Source organism: Acidisoma sp. (genome assembly GCF_035492295.1).
In the GTDB taxonomy this organism is placed as follows: Bacteria; Pseudomonadota; Alphaproteobacteria; order Acetobacterales; family Acetobacteraceae; genus Acidisoma.
Window position 1 is genome coordinate 16,816 of the sequence record NZ_DATJJK010000149.1, and the last position, 20,793, is coordinate 37,608.

General features: G+C 65.1%; 21 protein-coding genes. 13 read left to right on the top strand and 8 right to left on the bottom strand.

Annotated features, from left to right (window positions below):
- Positions 1–10: 10 nt before the first annotated feature.
- Together VL752_RS10570 and VL752_RS10575 are read right to left on the bottom strand one after the other, a co-directional pair.
- The gene (locus tag VL752_RS10570; protein ID WP_408863101.1) at positions 11–1,141 is read right to left on the bottom strand and encodes a D-alanine--D-alanine ligase; all 1,131 of its coding nucleotides are present in this window, start codon (positions 1,139–1,141) and stop codon (positions 11–13) included.
- Positions 1,138–1,716, bottom strand: coding sequence for a DedA family protein (locus VL752_RS10575; protein WP_325354916.1), 579 nt, complete (start codon positions 1,714–1,716; stop codon positions 1,138–1,140). Before VL752_RS10575 ends, VL752_RS10570 begins: the two co-directional genes overlap by 4 nt.
- Before the next feature lie 147 nt (positions 1,717–1,863).
- On the opposite strand from VL752_RS10575, the gene VL752_RS10580 reads away from it, so the two are divergent.
- From VL752_RS10580 to VL752_RS10590, 3 genes are all read left to right on the top strand, one after another.
- The gene (locus VL752_RS10580; protein WP_325354918.1) at positions 1,864–2,358 is read left to right on the top strand and encodes a disulfide bond formation protein B; all 495 of its coding nucleotides are present in this window, start codon (positions 1,864–1,866) and stop codon (positions 2,356–2,358) included.
- Between the two features lie 177 nt (positions 2,359–2,535).
- Positions 2,536–3,531, top strand: coding sequence for a YncE family protein (locus VL752_RS10585; RefSeq protein ID WP_325354920.1), 996 nt, complete (start codon positions 2,536–2,538; stop codon positions 3,529–3,531).
- A 2-nt stretch (positions 3,532–3,533) separates the two neighbouring features.
- Positions 3,534–4,502: a sterol desaturase family protein gene (locus VL752_RS10590; protein ID WP_325354922.1), complete on the top strand. Its 969-nt coding sequence runs from the start codon at positions 3,534–3,536 to the stop codon at positions 4,500–4,502.
- Positions 4,503–4,560: 58 nt separating this feature from the next.
- Here the strand turns inward: VL752_RS10590 and VL752_RS10595 are convergent, their stop codons facing one another.
- Positions 4,561–5,397, bottom strand: a complete 837-nt coding sequence (locus VL752_RS10595) for an EAL domain-containing protein (RefSeq protein ID WP_325354924.1) — start codon at positions 5,395–5,397, stop codon at positions 4,561–4,563.
- 15 nt (positions 5,398–5,412) lie between these two features.
- Positions 5,413–6,840, bottom strand: coding sequence for a helix-turn-helix domain-containing protein (locus tag VL752_RS10600; protein WP_325354926.1), 1,428 nt, complete (start codon positions 6,838–6,840; stop codon positions 5,413–5,415).
- A gap of 135 nt (positions 6,841–6,975) precedes the next feature.
- On the opposite strand from VL752_RS10600, the gene aceA reads away from it, so the two are divergent.
- From aceA to VL752_RS10615, 3 genes are all read left to right on the top strand, one after another.
- Positions 6,976–8,364 (top strand): isocitrate lyase, encoded by a 1,389-nt coding sequence (gene aceA / locus VL752_RS10605; RefSeq protein WP_325354928.1) that lies wholly within the window; start codon positions 6,976–6,978, stop codon positions 8,362–8,364.
- A 151-nt stretch (positions 8,365–8,515) separates the two neighbouring features.
- Positions 8,516–8,857, top strand: coding sequence for a DUF3253 domain-containing protein (locus VL752_RS10610; protein WP_325354930.1), 342 nt, complete (start codon positions 8,516–8,518; stop codon positions 8,855–8,857).
- 9 nt (positions 8,858–8,866) lie between these two features.
- Positions 8,867–10,636 (top strand): ABC transporter ATP-binding protein/permease, encoded by a 1,770-nt coding sequence (locus VL752_RS10615; protein WP_325354932.1) that lies wholly within the window; start codon positions 8,867–8,869, stop codon positions 10,634–10,636.
- 10 nt (positions 10,637–10,646) lie between these two features.
- Here VL752_RS10615 and VL752_RS10620 read toward each other — a convergent pair whose 3' ends face one another.
- The 4 genes from VL752_RS10620 to VL752_RS10635 all read right to left on the bottom strand — a co-directional run bounded on the left by VL752_RS10620 (position 10,647) and on the right by VL752_RS10635 (position 16,213).
- Positions 10,647–11,402, bottom strand: coding sequence for an SDR family NAD(P)-dependent oxidoreductase (locus VL752_RS10620; RefSeq protein WP_325354934.1), 756 nt, complete (start codon positions 11,400–11,402; stop codon positions 10,647–10,649).
- 21 nt (positions 11,403–11,423) lie between these two features.
- On the bottom strand, positions 11,424–12,704 hold the full coding sequence (locus VL752_RS10625) for a glycerate kinase type-2 family protein (RefSeq protein WP_325354936.1): 1,281 nt from the start codon (positions 12,702–12,704) through the stop codon (positions 11,424–11,426).
- Between the two features lie 203 nt (positions 12,705–12,907).
- Positions 12,908–14,191, bottom strand: coding sequence for a porin (locus VL752_RS10630; protein WP_325354938.1), 1,284 nt, complete (start codon positions 14,189–14,191; stop codon positions 12,908–12,910).
- A 426-nt stretch (positions 14,192–14,617) separates the two neighbouring features.
- The gene (locus tag VL752_RS10635; RefSeq protein ID WP_325354940.1) at positions 14,618–16,213 is read right to left on the bottom strand and encodes a glycosyltransferase family 61 protein; all 1,596 of its coding nucleotides are present in this window, start codon (positions 16,211–16,213) and stop codon (positions 14,618–14,620) included.
- Positions 16,214–16,637: 424 nt separating this feature from the next.
- On the opposite strand from VL752_RS10635, the gene rpsL reads away from it, so the two are divergent.
- Genes rpsL through VL752_RS10670 form a run of 7 tightly spaced genes read left to right on the top strand, consistent with a single transcriptional unit; the run spans position 16,638 to position 20,783 of the window.
- The gene (gene rpsL, locus VL752_RS10640; protein WP_011631258.1) at positions 16,638–17,009 is read left to right on the top strand and encodes a 30S ribosomal protein S12; all 372 of its coding nucleotides are present in this window, start codon (positions 16,638–16,640) and stop codon (positions 17,007–17,009) included.
- 12 nt (positions 17,010–17,021) lie between these two features.
- On the top strand, positions 17,022–17,498 hold the full coding sequence (gene rpsG, locus VL752_RS10645; protein ID WP_325354943.1) for a 30S ribosomal protein S7: 477 nt from the start codon (positions 17,022–17,024) through the stop codon (positions 17,496–17,498).
- Between the two features lie 52 nt (positions 17,499–17,550).
- On the top strand, positions 17,551–18,741 hold the full coding sequence (tuf, locus tag VL752_RS10650) for an elongation factor Tu (RefSeq protein WP_325354945.1): 1,191 nt from the start codon (positions 17,551–17,553) through the stop codon (positions 18,739–18,741).
- A 46-nt stretch (positions 18,742–18,787) separates the two neighbouring features.
- The gene (rpsJ, locus tag VL752_RS10655; RefSeq protein ID WP_325354946.1) at positions 18,788–19,096 is read left to right on the top strand and encodes a 30S ribosomal protein S10; all 309 of its coding nucleotides are present in this window, start codon (positions 18,788–18,790) and stop codon (positions 19,094–19,096) included.
- Between the two features lie 19 nt (positions 19,097–19,115).
- Complete coding sequence (gene rplC / locus VL752_RS10660) at positions 19,116–19,790, top strand: 50S ribosomal protein L3 (RefSeq protein ID WP_325354948.1); 675 nt, start codon at positions 19,116–19,118, stop codon at positions 19,788–19,790.
- A gap of 10 nt (positions 19,791–19,800) precedes the next feature.
- Positions 19,801–20,448, top strand: coding sequence for a 50S ribosomal protein L4 (gene rplD, locus VL752_RS10665; protein WP_325354950.1), 648 nt, complete (start codon positions 19,801–19,803; stop codon positions 20,446–20,448).
- Positions 20,449–20,486: 38 nt separating this feature from the next.
- A complete protein-coding gene (locus VL752_RS10670) occupies positions 20,487–20,783 on the top strand; it encodes a 50S ribosomal protein L23 (protein WP_325355002.1) in 297 nt (98 codons plus the stop codon).
- Positions 20,784–20,793: the final 10 nt, after the last annotated feature.

A 20,793-nucleotide genomic window follows, 5' to 3' on the forward strand; every position in this document is an offset into this window, starting at 1 on the left:
GTGGCCAAGGTCAGTCGTTGGCGGGGTAGGAGGCCATCAGGCGCTTCTGTTGCCGCCACATGCGCAGGAGGGTGAAGAAGCCGGTGGGCCTGTGCCCGAGCGTCCGGTTGGCCGCGGCAATCTCGAAGGCCGAGCGATAATGGAAAAACTGTGCGGCATAGGCTTCGCGCAGCTTCGTCTGCGGGTCCCAAATGTGGGTCGCTTCCGAGCCGACGCCGTTGATCTCGATGATGCGGAAGCCTTCCCCCGCCATCAGCCCGGCTGCGCTTTCGTAGCGGATGTCGAAGCGGCCGAAATGGAAGTTCGGGATCGAGCGGGCGATGGCTTCGATCCGCTCGGTCAGTTCCCGGGTCACCAGTTTGGCGCCGTTCTTGAAGGTGGACCCTTTGCAGTGATTGCCGACGAAGACGAGCTTCACCCGCTCGCCCGCTTCGGGAACCTCATGCAGGCGGGAGGCGAGACGCGGCAGATAGAGATGCGGTACCTGGGCGCAGCGCGGATCGGCCATGACCAGTTCGCGCAGGTTGGAGCGCCCGTCGCCCACCACCACAGGAGAGGATTTGAGGGTGACGGAGGTGATGGTGCCGACTGGCTCGCCCGGGCGGCGGATATAGAAGATGCCAGCCTCGGCCTCGTAGGGAATCAGCGCCTGCAGCATGAAGCGGGTGAGGCGCGGGAAGGCGGCGAGATAACGGGCCAGATCGGCGCGGTTGTCGACGAGACAGACGCCGGTGCCGTTGCAGCCAATATCGGGCTTCACGACAACGGGGAAGGAAAGGCCGGCCTCGGTCATCGCAGCCTCGGCGACGCCGAGATCATCCGATTCCAGATAGGCGCCGGTGGTCGCGACCGTATAAGGCGCCACCCAGTCCCGGCCGGCCGGGCCCATCTGGTCGAGGATCGACTGCTTCGATTCGCCACAGAGACCGCCGGCTTCGATGGTCGGGTTGGCGGCCGTCGCCAGGATCGGGTTGCCGTAGCGGATGCCGAGCCCGATCCATTGCAGGACGATCGGGGTATAGGCGATCCACCCGGGCCAGAATTCGAAGAAAGACGTGAGCCGTTCCGGGGGTTGCTTCTGGAAGCGCCGCAGGCGGGAAAGAGCTGCTGAAGCCGCCGAAGCCGCCTGAATGTCGCTCACGTCGTCTCTTTCCCTCTCAACTGCCGGGCGACCAGTCGGCTGGCCACCAGCAGCACGATGCACAGAACGGCGATCCCTGCCCAATGCCAGGCGCCGAGATAGGCCAGGATATAGTGCCCGAGCTTCATCGAGACGGTGAAGAGCAGGCTGGTCCAAATCAGGGTCGCGACGATCGCCGCCAGCGTGAAGACAAGGAACGACGTCTTAAGAAAACCGCATGTCGTATAGGTCGGCAGCCGAAGTCCAGGCAAGAAGCGGCTTATGAAGATGACCCTGGCGAGACGGCTGTTCAACCAGTCTCGCCCAATATCACGCCGGCGCGCCGGGATGAAACGCTCCATCCAAGGAATGACGGCGGCGAGCCGGCCGAGGCCGTAGAGCCCGAGATCTCCCAGCACGATGCCGGCATAGAGCGAGCCCAGGCCGATTTCGATGGAGACGGTGCCTGCCTGGACCTGAATCGCGGTCACCACGGTCGCAGCATCCTCGAGGATGAAGGTGGCACCGATGATCGAGAGCACCTGCAAGATCGGATGACGCAGCGCCGCCGCGACGAGGAGAAAAAGGGCCGTCATCGCTCCGGGGCTACGATAAGGAAGAGGTCCAGCATGAATCTTGGCAGCGTATCACCCGAACCGCGCGGAAAACCAAGCGGATTGTTGGAGACCCGCCGTCCTGCCGGGGCGGTTGGCAGTTCGGGCGCCGCAGATGATAAGGATCGGATGAGCGATTCTCCTGACCGGCGCACGGCCATCTTCCTGCTTCTCGTTGGGCTCGCGGCGCTTGCCGTCGCCTTTGGGGCGCAGAATTATCTCGGCATGGCGCCTTGCGCGTTGTGTCTCTGGGAGCGCTGGCCCTACCGCATCATCATCCTGCTAGGTGTTCTGGCACTGCTCCTGCCGGCGCCGGCGCGTCGTGCTCTGCTGTGGCTTGGGGCGCTCGCCCTTTTCGCAGATATCGGCATCGCTGTGGTTCATGTCGGCGTGGAGCGGCACTGGTGGCCGAGCCCGCTGCCGGAATGCAGCGCCTCCAATCTCGTCACCGGCAATCTGACGGCGCTGATGAACAGCCTGCCGGCGCGGCCGGCCAAGCCCTGCGACGCGCCGAATTTCCTCATCCCCGGCCTGCCGCTGTCTTTCGCCACCATGGATCTGCTTTTTGCCCTTATCTGCTGCGCGGTGGTTACGGTCCGTCTGCTGGGCCGAAACCCCCGCTAGGTCCTCGGCGCAGGGCTGCCATTCGAGCCTTCGTCAGGATTTTTGCGCCGCAATATGGTCATTGCGGCAGGGCCGCAGCCCGTTCAACGTGAAGCATTTTCGTCTGAGAGTTCATTTGACTTTCAGCGGCCTAGTGCGGCTTTTTCATGTAGTTTCTCGATGACGGAGAGTCTCCCGATGCCTGCTTGGCGCAGCTTCTTGTCCGGTCTCGCCATGACTGGCGTGGCCCTGGGCCTTGCCGCCCAGCCGGCGCGGGCGGAGCACCTGAAAATTGCCTTCGTGATCAATTCGCTGAGCGCCTCGATCGACGAGATCAACGTCGACACGCACAAGATCATCCGGACCGTGCCGGTCTTCCGCGAGCCGCACCACATGGCGCTGACGCCGGACGGCCGCTACCTGCTGGTGGGCGATACAACGGGCAATGCGCTTTTCTTCCTCGACCCGCGCACGGGGAAGATGGTCAAGCACATCACGATGAGCGATCCGTACCAGCTGGTCTTCAGCCCGGACGGCCGCTTCCTGACGATCGCCGGCCTCGCCCGCAATCAGATCGACATCTATGACGCCCAGAGCTTCAAGCTTCTGCATCGCATCAAGGCGGATACGATGCCGAGCCACATCAACTATTCTCCGGATTCGCGGCACGTCTATGTGAGCCTCCAGGTCTCGGGCCAGCTCATCGCGATCAATACCGGGACGGGCCAGGTCGAGTGGCAGAAGGCGGTCGGCAATACGCCGGCGGGCGTGCTCTGGCACAATGGCATGATCCTGGTCGGCATCATGGGCGAGGGCCATGTCGCCGAGGTCGATCCCAAGACGGGCGACGTGATCGGCACGATCAGGACCGACCCGGGCGCGCATGTCATGTTTGTGCCGCCGGACCATAAGATCATCTACGTGACCGATCGCGAGAGCGGCCATATTACTGTGCTCGACGCCAAGACGCTGCAGGTGATCAATACCTACGCGATGCAGGGTGGGCCGGACGACATGGACTTCGCTCCCGATGGAACGATTTGGGCGACGCTGCGCTGGGACCATAAAATCGCGCTGATCGACCCCAAGACCTTTACCTATACGACGATTCGCGTGGGCCGCTCGCCGCATGGCATCTGGCTCAACACGCATGACCCGAAGATTTGGCAGACCAGCCTCGCGAGCGCCGACTGAGCATGACCTGGAGCGATTTTCTTTACGATCCCTTCGATGCCATGGCCGGTTGGCTGCAGGGCCACCTGCTGCTGCCGCTGCTTTGGCATACCGGCCTCTCCGCCTGGGAGGACATCTCCTACGGCTGGGCGCTGGTCGCGCTTTACGGCGTGGCCCAGGTCTTCATCACCCTCGGCCTCTCGATGCCGGTGGAGCGCTTCTGGCCGCTCGAGAAATGGCAGAAGGTTGAGAGCGTCGGGACGGACATCTTCTACACGCTGCTCAACCGCGTGGGTGTGTTGCCGCTCGTCAGCTTCGTGCTCTTCTATGAAGTGCAGACCTGGATCAACGGCTTCCTGACCGATCATGGCATCGTGCCGCCGACGATCGAGCGTGCGTTGCCTTTCCTGCTCGGCCATCCGATCCTGACGCTGATCACCTATCTGATCATCCTGGATTTCGCGGAATACTGGCGGCACCGCCTCTCCCACCGCTTCTACTGGTGGTACACGCTGCATTCCCTGCATCACGCCCAGCGCCAGATGACCTTCTGGTCGGATGACCGGAACCATCTTCTGGATGATTTCCTGTCGGCGATCTGGTTCGGTGTCGTTGCCATCGCGATCGGCGTGCCGCCGATCCAGTTCCCCATGCTGGTGCTGACCGTGCGGGTGCTGGAGAGTTTCAGCCACGCGAATACGAAGGTCTATTTCGGCTGGCTGGGCGAGCGGCTGCTCATCTCGCCGCGCTTCCACCGTGCCCATCACAGCGTGAAGGCGGCCGGCCAGAAGAGCTGCAATTACGGCGCGACGCTGCCCTGGTGGGACATGATGTTCGGCACCGCGGATTTCGGCCGTGAATACATTCGCACGGGCGATCCGTCGGCCGACGAGGCCATGCATACGGGCAACTATCTTGAGCAGCAGATGTCCGGCCTGCGGCGCTTCGGCCGCTCCTTCCGCCGGCGGCGCCAGCGCGCCGCCAGCGTTTAGTCCCCGCCTGGGGCCGCCACCCCGGGCGCGCGCCATTCGCCATTGCGACAGCGCGCGGTCAGCGCTGCAGGTAGAGGCGAATCTCCGCGGCGGAGAGTGGCGGGCTGAAAACGCCACCCTGGCCCTCGTCGATCGTGAGGCCTTGAAGGGCGAGGCGATGGGCATCGGTATCCACCCCGTCCGCGCAGACGCTGAGGCCCATGGCATGCGAGGTTTCGACCGCGGCGCGGACGACGGCGAGCGTCTCCTGGTCCGAGGGGAGACTGCGCAGCATGAGGCGATCCACCTTCATCGCGGTCAGCGGCATGTCCCGCAGGGCAAGCAGGCTGGCGAAGACATGACCGAACTCGTCGAGCAGCAGATTGACGCCAATGTCCCGCAAGCTCGCGAACGCGATGGCGGCATCCTCGTCCAGACTGAAGGCGACGGATTCTGGAATGGCGAGTTCCAGGCATTCAGGCGGCAGGCCGCTCTCCTCAAGTGCCGCGGAGACCTGGATGCACAACTCCTCGCTGGTGAGTTGCGGCCCGATGAGTTTGACGGAGAGTCGGAGGTCGGGGCGGTTCCAGAGCCTGGCTTCGGTGCAGGCGGTCTGCAGTAGCCATCCGCCGACGAGGCGCCCGGAATGACGCTCCGGGGTGCCGCTGGAACTGGCGCCCATGGCGGCGGTCAACCGGTGCGGCCAGCGCGGCAAGGCCTCGACCGCGAGCGTGCGGCCGCTGCGCATGCAGTGGCGGGGCTGGTAATCCAGCACGAGCATATCCCGTGTCAGGCCGCGCCGCGTCTCGCCCTGAAGGCGGCGGTCCGCGGGACCTGCAGGAGAGCCCTGGCTGGAGGAAGGAGGGGAGGAATGCAGACGGATCGTCCTAGATGCTGCGCACAAAGCCTCCCTCAAACTAGGAGTAATGCCTTACCGCCTCGTGAACGTAGCGGGAGGCCCCGCAGGATTCTTGGTGATTTCAAAATGATAAGGGCTTTCCCCGCGGGTGAGGGGATCGAGCGCGAGGCGATGGTCGAGGGGCGGAAAAGCGCGGCTGCGGCAATTGGGCCGATCGCAGAGCCGGCAGGAGAGACCGATGCCGACCGCCGACCGCTCCAACTCTAGCCCGTCGGCATAGACGAGAGCCTCGGCATGGGCGAGATCACAGCCCATGGCGACGACATGGATGGGGCGCGGCTCGGCCCAGGAAGCAGCCATCCGCGAGACGGTCCGGGCGAAGCAGAGAAAGCGGCCGCCATCCGGAAGTTCCGCCACCTGGACGCGAATGAGGCCGGGTGTGGCCATGGCGGAATGCACGACCCAGCGCGGGCAGGAGCCGCCATAGCGCGCGAAGGGGAAGCCCGCGGCCGAGAAGCGCTTGGACACATTTCCCGCCGGATCGACCCGCAGGAAGAAGAAGGGCACTCCGCGCAACCCCGGCCGCTGCAAGGTGGAGAGGCGGTGACAGGCCTGCTCGAAGGAGACGCTGAAACGCGCGGCCAGCATCTCTACATCGTGGCGCAGGCAACGGGCCGCTTCGAGGAAGGGGCCATAGGGCATGATCAGGGCGCCCGCCGCGTAATTGAGAAGGCCGATACGGATGAGCGAGGCGGCCTCCGGAGAGGAGGGGCCGATGGTCGCGATCGTCTCCTCCACCACCTCCCGCGCCTCGAGCAACATCAGCTGGAAGGCCATGTTGAAGCCCCGGCTCTCGCGCGGCAGTTGCTCGGAGAGGGTGAGGCTGCGGGTGACGGGATCGTAGCGGCGAAGCGCCTCGGGAAGTGCTGCCACCTGCACCGAGACACCATGCCGGCGGCGGAGACTTTCGGCGACTGCATGGTTCATCTCGGCCGGCGCGGCGGCGAGCAGTGAGCCCACCCGTTCGGCCGCCGCCTCGATCTCCGGGAAATGGTTGCCGCGTTCGTGGAAGGCGTCCCGCGCTTCCTCGTTCGGCAGCAGAACGCGCCGGCCCGAGGGCAGGGCAATGCCGCTCGCATCCTCCGAAGAGACGCGCCAAGCGCGATAGAGCGCGAGGACGGCCCGCGCCGCGTTGGGCAGCGCGGCAAGCGCCGCGATCTCCGCTTCCGGTACCGGCTCGGCGCCCAGCAGGGCATCAGCGAAGACTTCGCGCAGGCCCAGTTCGAGCTGTCGCTCCTCGCGGCCGGAGAGGGCGGCGAGATCAACGGCGAGCAGTTCGGCGAGCCTGAGGAGGAGGCTCGCCGTGATCTTGCGCTGGTCGTGTTCGATCAGGTTGAGGTAGCTGGCCGAAATGCCGAGCTGCCCCGCCAGTGCCTGCTGCGAGAGGCTGCGTTCCATGCGCAGGCGGCGGAGGGTCCGGCCGATCGGCGCGCGCGCCATATTTTACAACCTTTACAAAATTCTCGCCCGGTCGGTCGGTCTGCCAACGGCCTTACCGATTCGCCGGCCTGAATTCCCGCCCATTCCCGCGTGGCACAGTTAATAATTCACCACGCCAAGTTTTGGGAGGACACAATGATCAAGAAACAAATTATCCCCCATGCGCCCGAAGGACTTAACATCGGGGCGGGGGAGCCGGATGACCGTTTCGCCGGAATCCGGCGGGACTACGGACCGGAGGAGGTCGCCCGCCTCAGCGGCTCCTTCCGCATCCGCCATACCCTGGCCGAGCGCGGCGCCCAGCGCCTGTGGCATCTGCTGCATACGGAAGCCTATGTGCCGGCGCTCGGCGCGCTGACGGGCAACCAGGCGGTTCAACAGGTCCGCGCCGGGCTCCAGGCGATCTACCTCTCCGGCTGGCAGGTGGCGGCGGACGCCAACCAGGCAGGCGAGATGTATCCTGACCAGTCGCTCTATCCCGCCAATTCGGTGCCGATCGTGATCCGCCGCATCAATAACGCGCTGCGCCGGGCGGACCAGATCGCGACGCAGGAGGGCGACTGCTCCATCCACTGGATGGCGCCGATCATCGCCGATGCCGAGGCCGGTTTCGGCGGCCCGCTGAACGCCTTCGAGCTCATGCGCGCGATGATTGAGGCCGGAGCTGCGGGTGTGCATTTCGAGGATCAGCTGGCGTCCGAGAAGAAGTGCGGCCATCTCGGCGGCAAGGTGCTGGTGCCGATCAGCCAGCATATCCGCACCCTGAACGCGGCCCGGCTCGCGGCCGATATCGAGGGTGTCCCGACGGTGCTGATCTGCCGAACGGACGCCCATTCCGCCCAGTTGCTGACGGCGGACGTGGACGAGCGCGACCGGCCCTTCCTCTCGGGACAGCGGACGGCAGAGGGCTTCTTCCGCGTAGCGCCAGGTCGCGGCGTGGATTATGCCATCGCCCGCAGCCTTGCCTATGCGCCCTATGCCGATCTTCTGTGGTGGGAGACGAGCGAGCCCGATCTCGAGGAGGCCGAACGCTTCGCCCGTGCGATCCATGCCCGCTTCCCGGGCAAGCTCCTCGCCTATAACTGCTCACCGAGCTTCAATTGGGCGAAGAAGCTGCCGCCGGAGAAGATCGCCTATTTCCAGCAGGCGCTGGGCGGCATGGGCTACCGCTTTCAGTTCGTGACGCTTGCGGGCTTCCACAGCCTGAACCATTCCATGTTCACGCTGGCGCGCGGCTATGCGGCGCGCGGGATGGCAGCCTATTCGGAGCTGCAGCAGGCGGAATTCGCCTCCGAGGCGGAGGGTTATACGGCGACCCGCCACCAGCGGGAGGTCGGCACCAGCTGGTTCGATGCCGTTGCAATGGCGGCTTCGGGGGGCCGATCCTCCACCAGCGCCATGGCCGGCAGCACCGAGACGGCGCAGTTCCATGACGGGCGAAAAGAAGGGCTAGCGGATCACCCGATGAACGACTTCTACGATGACGGCTTGGTTCACCAGCATGGTTGGGCGACCAGCAGCTGATCGCCGGAACCGGGAGAGGGCCTGGCGCAGCCGAAGGAGTCGTGCCGGGCTCCCTCTACTCTAACTGAAAAGACATGTCGCAGACCGTGACGGCGCCGAAGTGTCGTGGTTAGGTCGCTCCCGATTTCACTGGGGGCTTCCGCGCAATTTCATGACCGATCCCAATACCGACGCGAAACCGGCCGCGAAGCCTGCCGAGGCGGGAGCGACCTACGAGGCGGCGATCCTCCATCTGGCGGCGCAGCATGGCCCCGGAAAATCCTTCACGCCCACGGATGTCGCCCAGCAACTGGCCGAGAACTGGCGGCCGCTTCTCAACCATATCCGCGCCGCCGCCCGCCGGCTCGCCGAGAAGGGGCAGATCGAGATTCTGCGCCACGGCAAGCCGATCGAGCCTTCGGCGATCAAGGGGGTCATCCGCCTTCGACTGAAGGATGCGCCCGCGGAGGCTGAGCAGCCTGAGACCGACCAGACCGATCCCGACAGCCGATAGGATCCGAACATGCGCCGAGCGATGCGCCGCGTGGGGCCGGTTCTCAAGGATGCCTGGCTTCTCTCCATCCCCTACTTCCGATCCGAGGAGCGCTGGATCGCGCTGACCCTGCTCATCGCGACCGTGCTGCTGAACCTCTCGCTGGTTGGCATGACGGTGGTGCTGAACTTCTGGAACGGCGCCTTTTTCGACGCGATCCAGGGCAAGGACTGGCATTCCTTCATCCAGCTGATCTTCCTTTACAAGAAGACGCCGCACGGCTTCCTGCCCGGCTTCTGCAGCATCGCCGTGGTCTATATCCTCGTCGCCGTCTACGCGACCTTCCTCAGCCAGGGGCTGCAGATCCGCTGGCGCCGCTGGCTGACCGGCCGCTATCTCGATGATTGGATCGGCGACCGCACCTATTACCGCATGAGCCTGACTTCCAAGCCTGGCGGCGAGGGCACCGACAACCCCGATCAGCGTATCAGCGAGGATATCGCGAACTTTGTCACGGGCACGCTCAGCCTGACGCTCGACCTGATGTCGAACGTCGTCACGCTGTTCAGCTTCCTCGGCATTCTCTGGGCATTGTCCGGCTCCATCACCCTCCTCGGCGTGACGATCCCGGGCTACATGGTCTGGGTCGCGCTGATCTACGCCGTGGTCGGCACCTGGCTCACCCATCTCATCGGCCGGCCGCTGGTGCGCCTCACCTTCAATCAGCAGCGGGTGGAAGCGGATTTCCGTTTTGCCCTGATGCGCCTGCGTGAGAATACGGAGGGTGTCGCCCTTTACGCCGGTGAGCAGGAGGAGCGCGGGGAGCTGACCGGCCGCTTCCGCTTCGTGGTCGAGAACTGGTGGGCGATCATGCGCCGGACCAAGGCGCTTAACATGCTGACCACCGGCTACGGCCAGATCGCGAATGTCTTTCCCTTCGTCGTCGCGGCGCCGCGCTATTTCTCGGGCGCCATCGCACTCGGCGTGCTGACACGGATCAGCGACGCCTTCGGCCAGGTGCAGTCTTCCCTCTCCTGGTTCGTCTCGAACTATTCGACCCTCGCCTCCTGGAGTGCGACGGTCGAACGTCTCGGCACCTTCCGCCGCTCGATCGAGGAAGCCCGGCTGCACATGGCCGATGGCGCCGCCATGAAGCAGGAAGGCACGGATCTGGTGATGGACGGCGTGCGCCTCTCCCTGCCCGACGGGCAGGTGCTGATGGAGACGGCCAATCTGCGCCTGCATCCCGGCCAGTCCATCGTCATCACCGGCGCCTCGGGCTCGGGCAAATCCACCCTCTTCCGGGCCTTCGCGGGCATCTGGCCCTATGCCGACGGCAGCATCACCCTGCCGGCGGGGCGCTGCCTTTTCCTGCCGCAGCGGGCCTATATGCCGCTCGGCACGCTGCGCCGGGTGGCGACCTATCCGCTCGATCCTGTGACGGTGCCCGATGCGGCGCTGGCAGCCGCTCTCACCGATTGCGGCCTCGCCCATCTGCTGCCGCAGCTGGAGGAGCGGCGGAACTGGCAGCAGACCCTCTCGGGCGGCGAGCAGCAGCGGCTTGCCGTTGCCCGCGCGCTGCTCCTCAAGCCCGATTGGCTGTTCCTGGACGAGGCGACGGCGAGCCTAGACCCCGAGGGCGAGGCCGCGCTCTACCGACTGCTGCGCGAGCGTCTGCCGGAAACCACACTCGTCTCCATCGCCCATCGCGAGACGGTGGCGGCCATGCACGACCGCCGCCTGGTGCTCTCGCATGGCGCGCTGGCCGCCCCTGCGTCGACCCCTGTGCCGGCCGAATAGGCCGGTTCGATCAGTAGGTTGCGCGGCCGCCTGAAATATCGAAGACCGCGCCGGTGCTGAAGGAGGCCTCCCGGCTGGCGAGCCAGCAGACCAGGGAGGTCACTTCCTCGATCTCGCCGAAGCGGCCGATCGGGATTTTCGACAGCATGAAGTCGATATGGGCCTGGGTCATCTGCGCGAAGATCGCGGTGCGAACGGCGGCCGGGGTGACGCAGTTGACCCGGATCTCGGTCTTCGCGAGTTCCTTGCCGAGCGACTTGGTCAGCCCGATGACCCCCGCTTTGGAAGTGCTGTAGGCGGAGGCGTTGGGGTTGCCCTCCTTGCCCGCCACCGAGGCGATATTGACGATACGGCCGTAACCACCGGCGAGCATCTGGGGCACCACGAATTTGTTGCAGTAGAAAAGCCCGTTGAGGTTGACGTTGATCACCTGTTGCCAATCCGCCACCGGATAATCGGCGAGCGGCGTATTGGGTCCGGTAATGCCGGCGCTGCAGACAAGGACATCCGTGCCGCCGAGTGCCGCCGCCGAGGCTTCGGCCGCCCGCGCCACGGAGGCGGCATCCGAAATATCGAGCGCCTGGATATCCGCCGCGCCGATGTCCCGCCGCGCCTCCTCAAGGCGCGCCGAATCGCGATCCCACAGCGAGACGCGCCCGCCTTCCGCGGTGATCCGGGCAGCGACGGCGAGTCCGATGCCGGCCGCGCCGCCAGTGACAATGGCGGTCTGGCCCGCGAAACGGCCGGGGATGAGGGTCTCGGGCATGGTTCCTGTCCTTCTCTCGGCTTACGCCCCTGCGTCTTCCAAGATCAGGATGGCGCGGAAGTCGTTGACATTGGTGAGCGTCGGTCCGGTGACGATGAGATCGCCCAAAGACTGGAAGACGCTGTAGCCGTCATTGTCGCGCAGCGCCTCCTTCGGGTCGATGCCGAGGGCTGCCGCGCGGGCGAGCGTATCGGGGCCGATGACGGCGCCGGCATTGTCCTCCGTGCCGTCGATCCCATCCGTGTCGCAGGCGATGGCATGGATGCCGGGTGCGCCGCCCAGGGCCACCGCGAGGCCGAGAAGAAATTCGGCGTTGCGCCCGCCGCGACCCTTGCCGCGGACGGTGACCGTCGTCTCGCCACCGGACAGGAGCACACAGGGCGGCCGGACAGGCTGGCCGTAGGCCGCGCATTGCCGCGCGATGCCCGCCATGACGCGAGCCACCTCCACCGCCTCGCCCTCGATCGCATTGCCGAGGATAAGGGGCGTGATCCCGGCGGCCCGCGCCACCGCCGCCGCCGCTTCCAAGGCGGCCTGGGGGCCCGCCACGACATGCGTTTCGGCGCGACGGAAGACGGCATCTCCGGGCTTCGGCGTCTCGGCCGCCGGATCGGCGAGCCGGGCCGTAACGGCGGGCGGCACGGCGATTCGGTAATGGGCGAGAACGCCACGGGCATCGGCGAGGGTGGAAGGGTCGGGCACGGTCGGGCCCGAGGCGATGACGGAGGGATCGTCCCCCGGCACGTCGGATATGGTCAGCGTCACAACGCGGGCGGGAGCCGCGGCGGCGGCAAGCCTGCCGCCCTTGATGGCGGAGAGGTGCTTGCGCACAGCGTTCATCTCGTCGATCGCGGCGCCGCTTTTGAGCAGCGCGCGATTGACGCCCTGTTTGTCGGCGAGAGACAGGCCGGGGGCGGGCAAAGCGAGAAGCGCAGAGCCGCCGCCCGAAATGAGGCAGAGGACGAGATCGTCCTCGGACAGTCCTTGGGCGAGAGCGAGGATGCGGGCTGCGGCGGCCTCCCCGGCCGCGTCCGGCACGGGATGGCTGGCCTCGACCACTGCGATTCGTTTCAGGGCACCGACGCCGTGGCCGTAGCGGGTGATGACGAGGCCGGAAAGCGGCCGGTCCTCGGGCCAATGCCGCTCGACGGCGCGGGCCATGGCCGCCGCCGCCTTGCCGGCACCGAGCACGATGGTGCGGCCAGGCGGCGGCTTCGGGAGATGGGGGAGGAGAGCTGCTTCGGCATCGGCGGCGCGGAGGGCTGCCGCGAACATGTCGCTCAGAATGTCTTGCTCATGCATCAGGCGGCTCTCGGACTGGGGGCGCGGCCCGGGTGGGCCGGTCGCCTCTCTTCTTTCCGGCAGGCTAGAGGGGCGAGCCGGGCAGGGCAATCCGCTCGGCGCCAGAAAGCAGGCGCCACAAAGCAGACAGGGCCGGATGCTTGCGCATCCGGCCCTGTCCCGATCCGTCTCGAAAGGAAGAGAGAGATCCTCTTCCGTTCAGATTACCACTGGATCTGCGTGCCGACGCCGAACAGCTGCGCCTGCACATTGTTGTGGTCCGTGCCGGCATTGCCGGTCTGGAAGTCATAGCCGCCCTGCTGGCGCGTGCCATAGAGGTAGTCGGCGAAGAGGTTCACGCCCGGCACCAGGGTATAGGTGGCGCCGATGGCGACACCGTTGTTCTGCTGCTGGCCGGTGGAGAGGCCGTCGGAGGTGATGGAGGCGCCGGAACCGGCGTCGATGCCGCCCGGCAGGTCACCGGTCTGGGTGAAGCGGTAGAAGCTCGCACCGACGACCATCGGCCCCATGGTGTACTGCGCGCCGGCCAGCCAGCCGACCGCGGTGGTGCCGCCATCCGGCTCGAGCTGGAAGGTGAAGCCGTCAGCCATGTTGAAGGCGCCGACGACCGAGTTGCCACCGATGGTCAGGCCGCCATAGGTCACTGTGGCGCCGCCGGTGAAGATGTTCATGTTCTTGTAGTTGGTCACGAAGCCGGTGTTGCCGCCGGTGTAGTTGACCTGGCCTGCGGTCGTGTAGTCGACACCGAGCTGCACGCCCATGGGGCCGAAGGACTTGGTATACTGCGCGCCGATGTCGAGCATGTTGCGCGGCATGCCGCCCACGATCGGGGTCGAGGTGGAGGTCGTGGCCGGGGCGTAGTTCATCGCCGTCTGATTCGGCGTGAAGCCGAGGGCGAACTGGAAGCCGGAGAGCGAGGGCGAGAGATAGACGATCTTGTTGGTCGCCTGGTCATACGCGCTGCCGCTGTCCGGGAAAGGATAGACCGGGTTGGCGGCGGAAGGGACCATGCCTTCGATGTCGCCGTTCCAACCACCGTCGTTGAAGCCTTCGAAGAAGCCGGTCTCGAAGAGGACGGAGGGGCCGTTCTGCTGGCCGAAGCTGACCTGGCCGATTTCGGGCAGCCCGAGGTAGCCGTAGGCCTGGAAGACATAGAGCGTTTCGCTGCTGGCCGACTGCCCGCTGTTCATGCGGATTTCTGCAGCGGCACCGTAATGCAGGCCGTTCGCGGCGACGCCGTCGAAACCCGGATAGAGGCGCATATAGCCGAGGAAGTTATCGGTCGAGGTCTTGTCGCCGGTCGTGGTGTTGTTGTCGAGCGATGACGACTCAATGCCAGCATACCAGTTGACGCGGCCGTTGAGGCGGACCGTGATCTGACCGGGTGCCAGGGTGTTGGACGCGCTCTGCGCGTGAGCTGCGTTGAGCCCCGCATAACCGATCATGCCGGTGAGCGTTGCCGCGCAGCCTAACAGCAATTTACGCATATCATCTCCTATTCAGCTTTCGTCGTTGGCCCGACCTGATGATCAGAGACTGGGCGTGAACGCTCATCGAAGCTGACATTCGATTAACGCTGCAGCGACACAACTGCAACACGAAGGATGTAGATAGCGTCACGTATGTTGCAGAGTTGTCACATCGCAGGCACTGTGGTTATGAATGTTATAACCAGCATGCCGAAGATTTCACGGAATGGTGTCTTGTAGAGGCCAAATCAGAGAGAGTTTTACTTGAAGTTGTAAAATCAAAACATCATCCATTTATGGAATGATTCGGCAATGAATTGCGCCGGCGCGCCCGGCGAGCGATCTGACTTGCCGATCATGTTGGAGCGCCGTCACGCCTTTGCCCGCGAGCGTCGCGGCCCCCGTCCGGATGCGGTACGGCTGCCGAGAACCCTGCGCTGCCCGTCAGAGCGAGGCGAGATAGGCGATATCCGCATCGTCCAGCGTAAAGCCGGCGTTCCAGGATTGTGGCGCATCCGGCGTGCCAGACACGTCCTGCCCGCGAATCTCCTCGTAATACAGCCCGGCATGCTGCGCGAGGAACCAGAAGAAGGTGTCCGGGAAGCTTTGCGCCGTCAGTGCCACGACGCGGCTGCCGGGGCGGCAGAAGGCGATGTTGGTGAGAGCTGCGCCGAGCGGCCCGACGATGACATTGGCGCCCTTGAAGAGGGCGATCTGCTCGCGCAGCGAGAGGCGCGCGGGGTCAGCGATGGTGAAGCCCTTCGCCTCGAGGGCGGCTGCCAGCGTCTCCTGATGATGCAGCGGGCGGGTCGCCGCGTGGCGGGTGATGAAGAGCTTGCGCTGCCCGGCTGGCGCCACGGGGGCTGCGAGCGCGGCGAGCGCCCGGGCGCAGAGCGGCGACTGGTAGACGCCATGATGGGTGAGGCCGTCGATGACCGCGAGTGTATCGCAGCGCACCGGCGCGTTGTCGGTCGCCGAGACCGCGAACGGATTGATGCCGATTCCGGCGAGCGCGTCGCGGACCACGGGCAGGACGTCGCTCTCCGCCACGATGAAGGACGGATTGCGCTGGCTGAGCAGTCGGCTGCCGACCCAGGCTTTGGGGAACATCTCGACCAGGAAGTGCCCGAAATTCTGTGGCGCCTTCGACTTGCAGAGCACGCTGATGCCGGCGATGCGGCGGAGCCCGCGCTCGCGCCCTGCCTCTGCCGCAGCCCGGTGCTCCGCGATTTCGGCGGCCGAGAAGAGCCGATCGGTCCCGGCGACGAGGTTGAGATCGCGGTCGAAGACGATACCTTCGTTGACCACGATCGCGTCTTCGATCATCCGCAGCGTCACCGTCCGGCCGGGAAAGACGCGACGGGCGAAGGACACGTTCATCGCGCCAGCTGGGCCCGGCGGTATCCGCTCGCTGTGCCGGATGGTGGGCGGGCGCGTCGGGAAGGCGGGGGAAAGCAGGCGCAGGCGGATTGTGGGATCGTCCGGTCGGTCCGAACTGTCCCAGGCGGGCGGCTGCCGCAGGTCGATGTCGTTGAGCACGATAAGCGGTGTGCCCGGGCGCGGGGTGACATGAAGGCGAAGGGCAGCCACCGCCGCTCCGGCGGGGGCCTCTGCCATCTCGGTATCGGCGAGGTTCTCTTTCAGGGTGCCATCGGTGAAGGAGACGTCGTAGCGGCAGTCGAAGAAGGCCGCCGTCTCGGCGCTCAGCCGGAAGCGCGCCCCTATGCAGGGCAGGCCCAGCCCCATGCTGCCGCAAACCTGACCTGCCGGCGTCCAGGGCGTGCGCAGACCCTCTTTATATAGAAGCTGGTACTCCGGGGCCGGGCTTTGATGCGGCGGCCCCTCCGCCGCGGGCGCGAGGAGCAGCGCCTCGATCGCCCGGTTGCTGCCGGGCTCCCCAAGCCAGTCCCCCGCGTGGCCGAGCACATTTCCACGCATGGCGATATGCGCCATCATATTGGCCGCCGGCTGCTCGGGCGTTGCGGCGGCCGTGGCTGCAACCTCTGGGGGCTGCCCGGCTTCCGTCGGCGGCAGGGCCATGCGCTTACGCTCCATCCTGAAGGGAAGTCTCCCTTCTTTATGGCCGATAAGCTAAGCCCTTGGCGAGACACTCTAACCGGACCCGCCATGCGTGGTTTCGTGAGGCCGCAGCGGACGCTTCGCCGCGGATGCATATCACCTCCACGAAGTACGGGGGCTTGAACGGTCCGGATCGGGTGCTGCGCGCTTGACTCCAAGCACCTCGGCCCGTAGGTATCGCGCCCTCGGCCGGACCCCAGACAGAACGTTTGGGCTCAGGCCTGCTTTCGCATTATCCGCTGCTGCGGAGCCGCCAGGGACTTTGTCCCCAGGCTCAGACCGCGGCAAGGACGCAGACCGCGTGCAAGGAAGTCTCCTTGTATTGCGGCCTTTTGTGCGGATGCAGGTTGGCCTTGGCGGGATGTGAAGATCGGAAACGAGGTCTATGCCGACGATCAACCAGTTGATTGCTAAGGGGCGCGAACCCAACAAGGCGCGCAATAAGGTGCCGGCTCTGCAGGGCTGTCCGCAGAAGCGTGGCGTCTGCACGCGCGTCTATACGACCACGCCGAAGAAGCCGAACTCGGCGCTTCGTAAGGTCGCCAAGGTGCGCCTCACCAACGGCTACGAAGTTGTGAGCTACATTCCTGGTGAGGGCCACAACCTGCAGGAGCACAGCGTGGTCCTGATCCGTGGTGGCCGCGTGAAGGATCTTCCCGGCGTCCGCTATCACATCCTGCGTGGCGTGCTCGACACCCAGGGCATCGCCAAACGCCGTCAGCGCCGTTCGCTGTATGGCGCGAAGCGTCCGAAGTAAGAGGGCAAGGTCATGAGTCGTCGTCACCGCGCAGTTAAGCGCGATATTCTCCCGGACGCGAAGTTCGGCGACGTCGTCATCACACGTTTCATGAACGTGCTGATGTATGACGGCAAAAAGTCCACCGCGGAAAGCATCGTCTACGGTGCCCTGGACACGTTGAAGCGTCGTGGCGGCAATGGCGCCGATCCGGTGCGCATGTTCCACGAGGCGCTGGACAATGTGAAGCCCACCGTTGAGGTGCGCTCGCGTCGCGTTGGTGGTGCCACCTATCAGGTGCCCGTCGAAGTGCGCACCGAGCGTCGCCAGGCTTTGGCGATTCGGTGGATCATCGACTCGGCGCGCAAGCGCGGCGAGCACACCCTTGAGGATCGGCTTTCCAACGAGCTGTTGGACGCCGTGAACAATCGCGGCGCCGCCGTGAAGAAGCGTGAAGATACTCACCGTATGGCCGAAGCCAACAAGGCTTTCAGCCATTATCGCTGGTAACATTAGTTCAGCCTGACACGTCGGTAGCAAGTCGGCTCACGGAGAGAAGACGATGGCTAAGGCCAAATTTGAGCGTAACAAGCCTCACTGCAACATCGGCACCATTGGTCACGTTGACCATGGGAAGACCTCGCTGACCGCCGCCATCACGAAAGTGCTGGCAAAGGCTGGTGGCGCGACCTTCACGGCCTATGACCAGATCGACAAGGCGCCGGAAGAGCGCGCCCGCGGCATCACGATTTCCACCGCGCACGTGGAATACGAGACCGCCAAGCGCCACTACGCCCATGTCGACTGCCCGGGCCATGCCGACTACGTGAAGAACATGATCACGGGTGCCGCGCAGATGGACGGCGCGATCCTGGTCGTGTCCTCCGCCGACGGCCCGATGCCGCAGACCCGCGAGCACATCCTGCTCGCCCGTCAGGTCGGCGTGCCGGCGCTGGTCGTGTTCATGAACAAGGTCGACATGGTCGACGATCCGGAGCTGCTCGAGCTCGTGGAGATGGAAGTGCGCGAGCTTCTGTCCTCCTACCAGTTCCCCGGCGACGACATTCCGATCACCAAGGGTTCCGCCCTGGCCGCTCTGGAAGACAAGACCCCGGAAATCGGCGAGCAGGCGATCCTGGCGCTGATGGAGACGGTCGACAGCTACATCCCGCAGCCTGAGCGTCCGCGTAACCTGCCCTTCCTGATGCCGATCGAAGACGTGTTCTCGATCTCTGGCCGTGGCACCGTCGTCACCGGCCGTATCGAGCGCGGCATCCTGAAGGTTGGCGACGAAGTCGAAATCGTCGGCATCAAGAATACCGTGAAGACCATCTGCACGGGCGTCGAAATGTTCCGCAAGCTGCTCGATCAGGGCGAGGCCGGCGACAACATCGGCGCGCTGCTGCGTGGCACGAAGCGTGAAGACGTCGAGCGCGGCCAGGTTCTGGCGGCTCCCGGCTCGATCACGCCGCACACCAAGTTCAAGGCCGAAGCCTATATTCTGACGAAGGAAGAGGGTGGCCGTCACACGCCGTTCTTCACCAACTATCGTCCCCAGTTCTACTTCCGCACGACCGACGTGACCGGCGTCGTCTCCCTGCCCGAGGGCACGGAAATGGTGATGCCCGGCGACAACGTGTCGATGGATGTCGAGCTGATTGCGCCGATCGCCATGGATGACGGTCTGCGCTTCGCGATCCGCGAAGGTGGCCGCACCGTCGGCGCCGGCGTGGTTGCGAGTGTGACCGCGTAAGACCGCGCTAGGAAGAGATTGAAGCCGCGAAACTGGAAGCCTGACGATGGACAATCAAAACATCCGCATTCGCCTGAAGGCGTATGATCACCGCGTGCTCGACTCGAGCACAAAGGAGATCGTGAACACGGCGAAGCGTACAGGTGCCCGGGTTCGCGGCCCGATCCCGCTGCCGACGCACATTGAGCGGTTCACGGTGAACCGCTCCCCCCATGTTGATAAGAAGAGCCGCGAGCAGTTCGAAATTCGGACCCATCGTCGCCTTCTCGACATCGTCGAGCCGACACCGCAGACGGTGGACGCTCTGATGAAGCTCGACCTCGCGTCGGGTGTCGATGTCGAGATCAAGATCTGAGCCTGGAAAGACCGCCTCTATGCGCACCGGAGTGATCGCCAAAAAGCTGGGCATGTCTCGGCTTTTCAAAGATGACGGGAGCCACGTTCCCGTCACTGTTCTGCACCTCGACCAGGTGCGGGTGGTGTCCACCCGTACGCAAGAGTTGGATGGCTATACCGCTGTCCAGCTCGGCTGGGGTCTCGCCAAGGTGAAGAACGTCAGCCAGCCGAATCGTGGCCATTTCGCCAAGACCAAGGTGGAACCCGCGAAGAAGATCGTCGAATTCCGCGTGGCGGATGACGCGCTGCTCGAGCCGGGCGCGGTGATCTCCGCTGCCCATTTCTCGGTCGGCCAGAAGATCGACGTCGCTGGTACATCGAAGGGCAAGGGCTTCGCCGGTGGCATGAAGCGCTGGAACTTCGCGGGTCTCGAGGCCAGCCACGGCGTGTCCGTCAGCCATCGCAGCCTGGGTTCGACGGGTAACCGCCAGGATCCCGGCAAGACCTTCAAGAACAAGAAGATGGCGGGCCATCTCGGTGGTGAGCGCATCACGACCCTCAATCTCGAGGTCGCGGGCGTGGATGTCGAGCGGGGCCTTATCATGGTGAAGGGCGCTGTTCCGGGTGCCGTCGGTGGCTATGTCATGGTGCGTGACGCGATCAAGCGCGCCCGCCCTGCAGACGCTGCCTATCCCGCCGCGCTGGTGGGCTGAGGATTGCGACATGCAGATCGATATTAAAACCCTCGATAACGGCTCTGCCGGCTCGGTTGAGCTAGCGGACGAGATTTTCGGCACCGCGCCGCGCGCCGACATCATGGCCCGTGTCGTGCATTGGCAGCAGGCCCGTCGCCGCGCCGGCACGCACAAGGTCAAGGGCATGGCGGAAGTGTCCGGCACGACCAAGAAGCCCTATCGTCAGAAGGGCACGGGTAATGCCCGCCAGGGCAGCCTGCGTTCGCCGCAGTACCGCACCGGTGGCGTCGTCCATGGTCCGGTGGTGCGCGACCATGGCTACGACCTGCCCAAGAAGGTGCGCCGCCTCGGCCTCATCTCCGCCCTGTCTCAGAAGCAGGCCGACGGCAAGCTGATCGTCATCGATCGCGCCGCTGGTGTGGAGAAGACCAAGGAACTCGCGACCAAACTGCGGGCACTGGGCTGGACCTCGGCGCTGTTCATCGATGCGGATGTGGACGCGGGCTTCCTGCGCGCCAGCCGCAATCTGATCGGCGTGGACGTGCTGCCGACGATCGGCGCCAATGTCCTCGACATTCTGCGCCATGACATTCTGGTCGTGACCTCGGCCGGTGTGGAAGGTCTGACGGCGCGCCTCGCCGACAAGGGCGCCACCGTGACGGAGAGCGCAGCATGAGCACCCCCGGTTTCAACGCGCGCAAGCGCGCCGAGAAGATGTCCCGCGAGGCGATCTACGAGGTCATCCGCAGCCCGGTCATCACCGAAAAGGCGACGGTCCAGAGCGAGCGCAACCAGGTCTCGTTCCGCGTTGCCATCGGTGCGACCAAGCCCGAGATCAAGACGGCGGTGGAGAGCCTGTTCGGCGTCACCGTGCTCGGCGTGAACACGATGGTCACGAAGGGCAAGATGAAGCGGTTCCGCGGCCGGCCTGGCCAGCGTGCGGATGTCAAGAAGGCGATCGTGCAGCTGGCCGAAGGCCAGTCGATCGACTTCACGACGAGTCTCACCTGAGGCTCTTGGG

Excerpts from the sequence above, each read along its gene's own strand:
- VL752_RS10600 (WP_325354926.1), bottom strand. The coding sequence starts at position 6,840 with ATGGCGCGCGCGCCGATCGGCCGGACCCTCCGCCGCCTGCGCATGGAA.
- VL752_RS10575 (WP_325354916.1), bottom strand. The coding sequence starts at position 1,716 with ATGACGGCCCTTTTTCTCCTCGTCGCGGCGGCGCTGCGTCATCCGATC.
- rpsL (WP_011631258.1), top strand. The coding sequence starts at position 16,638 with ATGCCGACGATCAACCAGTTGATTGCTAAGGGGCGCGAACCCAACAAG.
- aceA (WP_325354928.1), top strand. The coding sequence starts at position 6,976 with ATGATCAAGAAACAAATTATCCCCCATGCGCCCGAAGGACTTAACATC.
- VL752_RS10630 (WP_325354938.1), bottom strand. The coding sequence starts at position 14,191 with ATGCGTAAATTGCTGTTAGGCTGCGCGGCAACGCTCACCGGCATGATC.
- VL752_RS10610 (WP_325354930.1), top strand. The coding sequence starts at position 8,516 with ATGACCGATCCCAATACCGACGCGAAACCGGCCGCGAAGCCTGCCGAG.
- VL752_RS10670 (WP_325355002.1), top strand. The coding sequence starts at position 20,487 with ATGTCCCGCGAGGCGATCTACGAGGTCATCCGCAGCCCGGTCATCACC.
- VL752_RS10625 (WP_325354936.1), bottom strand. The coding sequence starts at position 12,704 with ATGCATGAGCAAGACATTCTGAGCGACATGTTCGCGGCAGCCCTCCGC.
- rpsJ (WP_325354946.1), top strand. The coding sequence starts at position 18,788 with ATGGACAATCAAAACATCCGCATTCGCCTGAAGGCGTATGATCACCGC.
- VL752_RS10620 (WP_325354934.1), bottom strand. The coding sequence starts at position 11,402 with ATGCCCGAGACCCTCATCCCCGGCCGTTTCGCGGGCCAGACCGCCATT.
- VL752_RS10585 (WP_325354920.1), top strand. The coding sequence starts at position 2,536 with ATGCCTGCTTGGCGCAGCTTCTTGTCCGGTCTCGCCATGACTGGCGTG.
- VL752_RS10580 (WP_325354918.1), top strand. The coding sequence starts at position 1,864 with ATGAGCGATTCTCCTGACCGGCGCACGGCCATCTTCCTGCTTCTCGTT.
- rplC (WP_325354948.1), top strand. The coding sequence starts at position 19,116 with ATGCGCACCGGAGTGATCGCCAAAAAGCTGGGCATGTCTCGGCTTTTC.
- tuf (WP_325354945.1), top strand. The coding sequence starts at position 17,551 with ATGGCTAAGGCCAAATTTGAGCGTAACAAGCCTCACTGCAACATCGGC.
- VL752_RS10635 (WP_325354940.1), bottom strand. The coding sequence starts at position 16,213 with ATGGCCCTGCCGCCGACGGAAGCCGGGCAGCCCCCAGAGGTTGCAGCC.
- VL752_RS10615 (WP_325354932.1), top strand. The coding sequence starts at position 8,867 with ATGCGCCGAGCGATGCGCCGCGTGGGGCCGGTTCTCAAGGATGCCTGG.
- rpsG (WP_325354943.1), top strand. The coding sequence starts at position 17,022 with ATGAGTCGTCGTCACCGCGCAGTTAAGCGCGATATTCTCCCGGACGCG.
- VL752_RS10590 (WP_325354922.1), top strand. The coding sequence starts at position 3,534 with ATGACCTGGAGCGATTTTCTTTACGATCCCTTCGATGCCATGGCCGGT.
- rplD (WP_325354950.1), top strand. The coding sequence starts at position 19,801 with ATGCAGATCGATATTAAAACCCTCGATAACGGCTCTGCCGGCTCGGTT.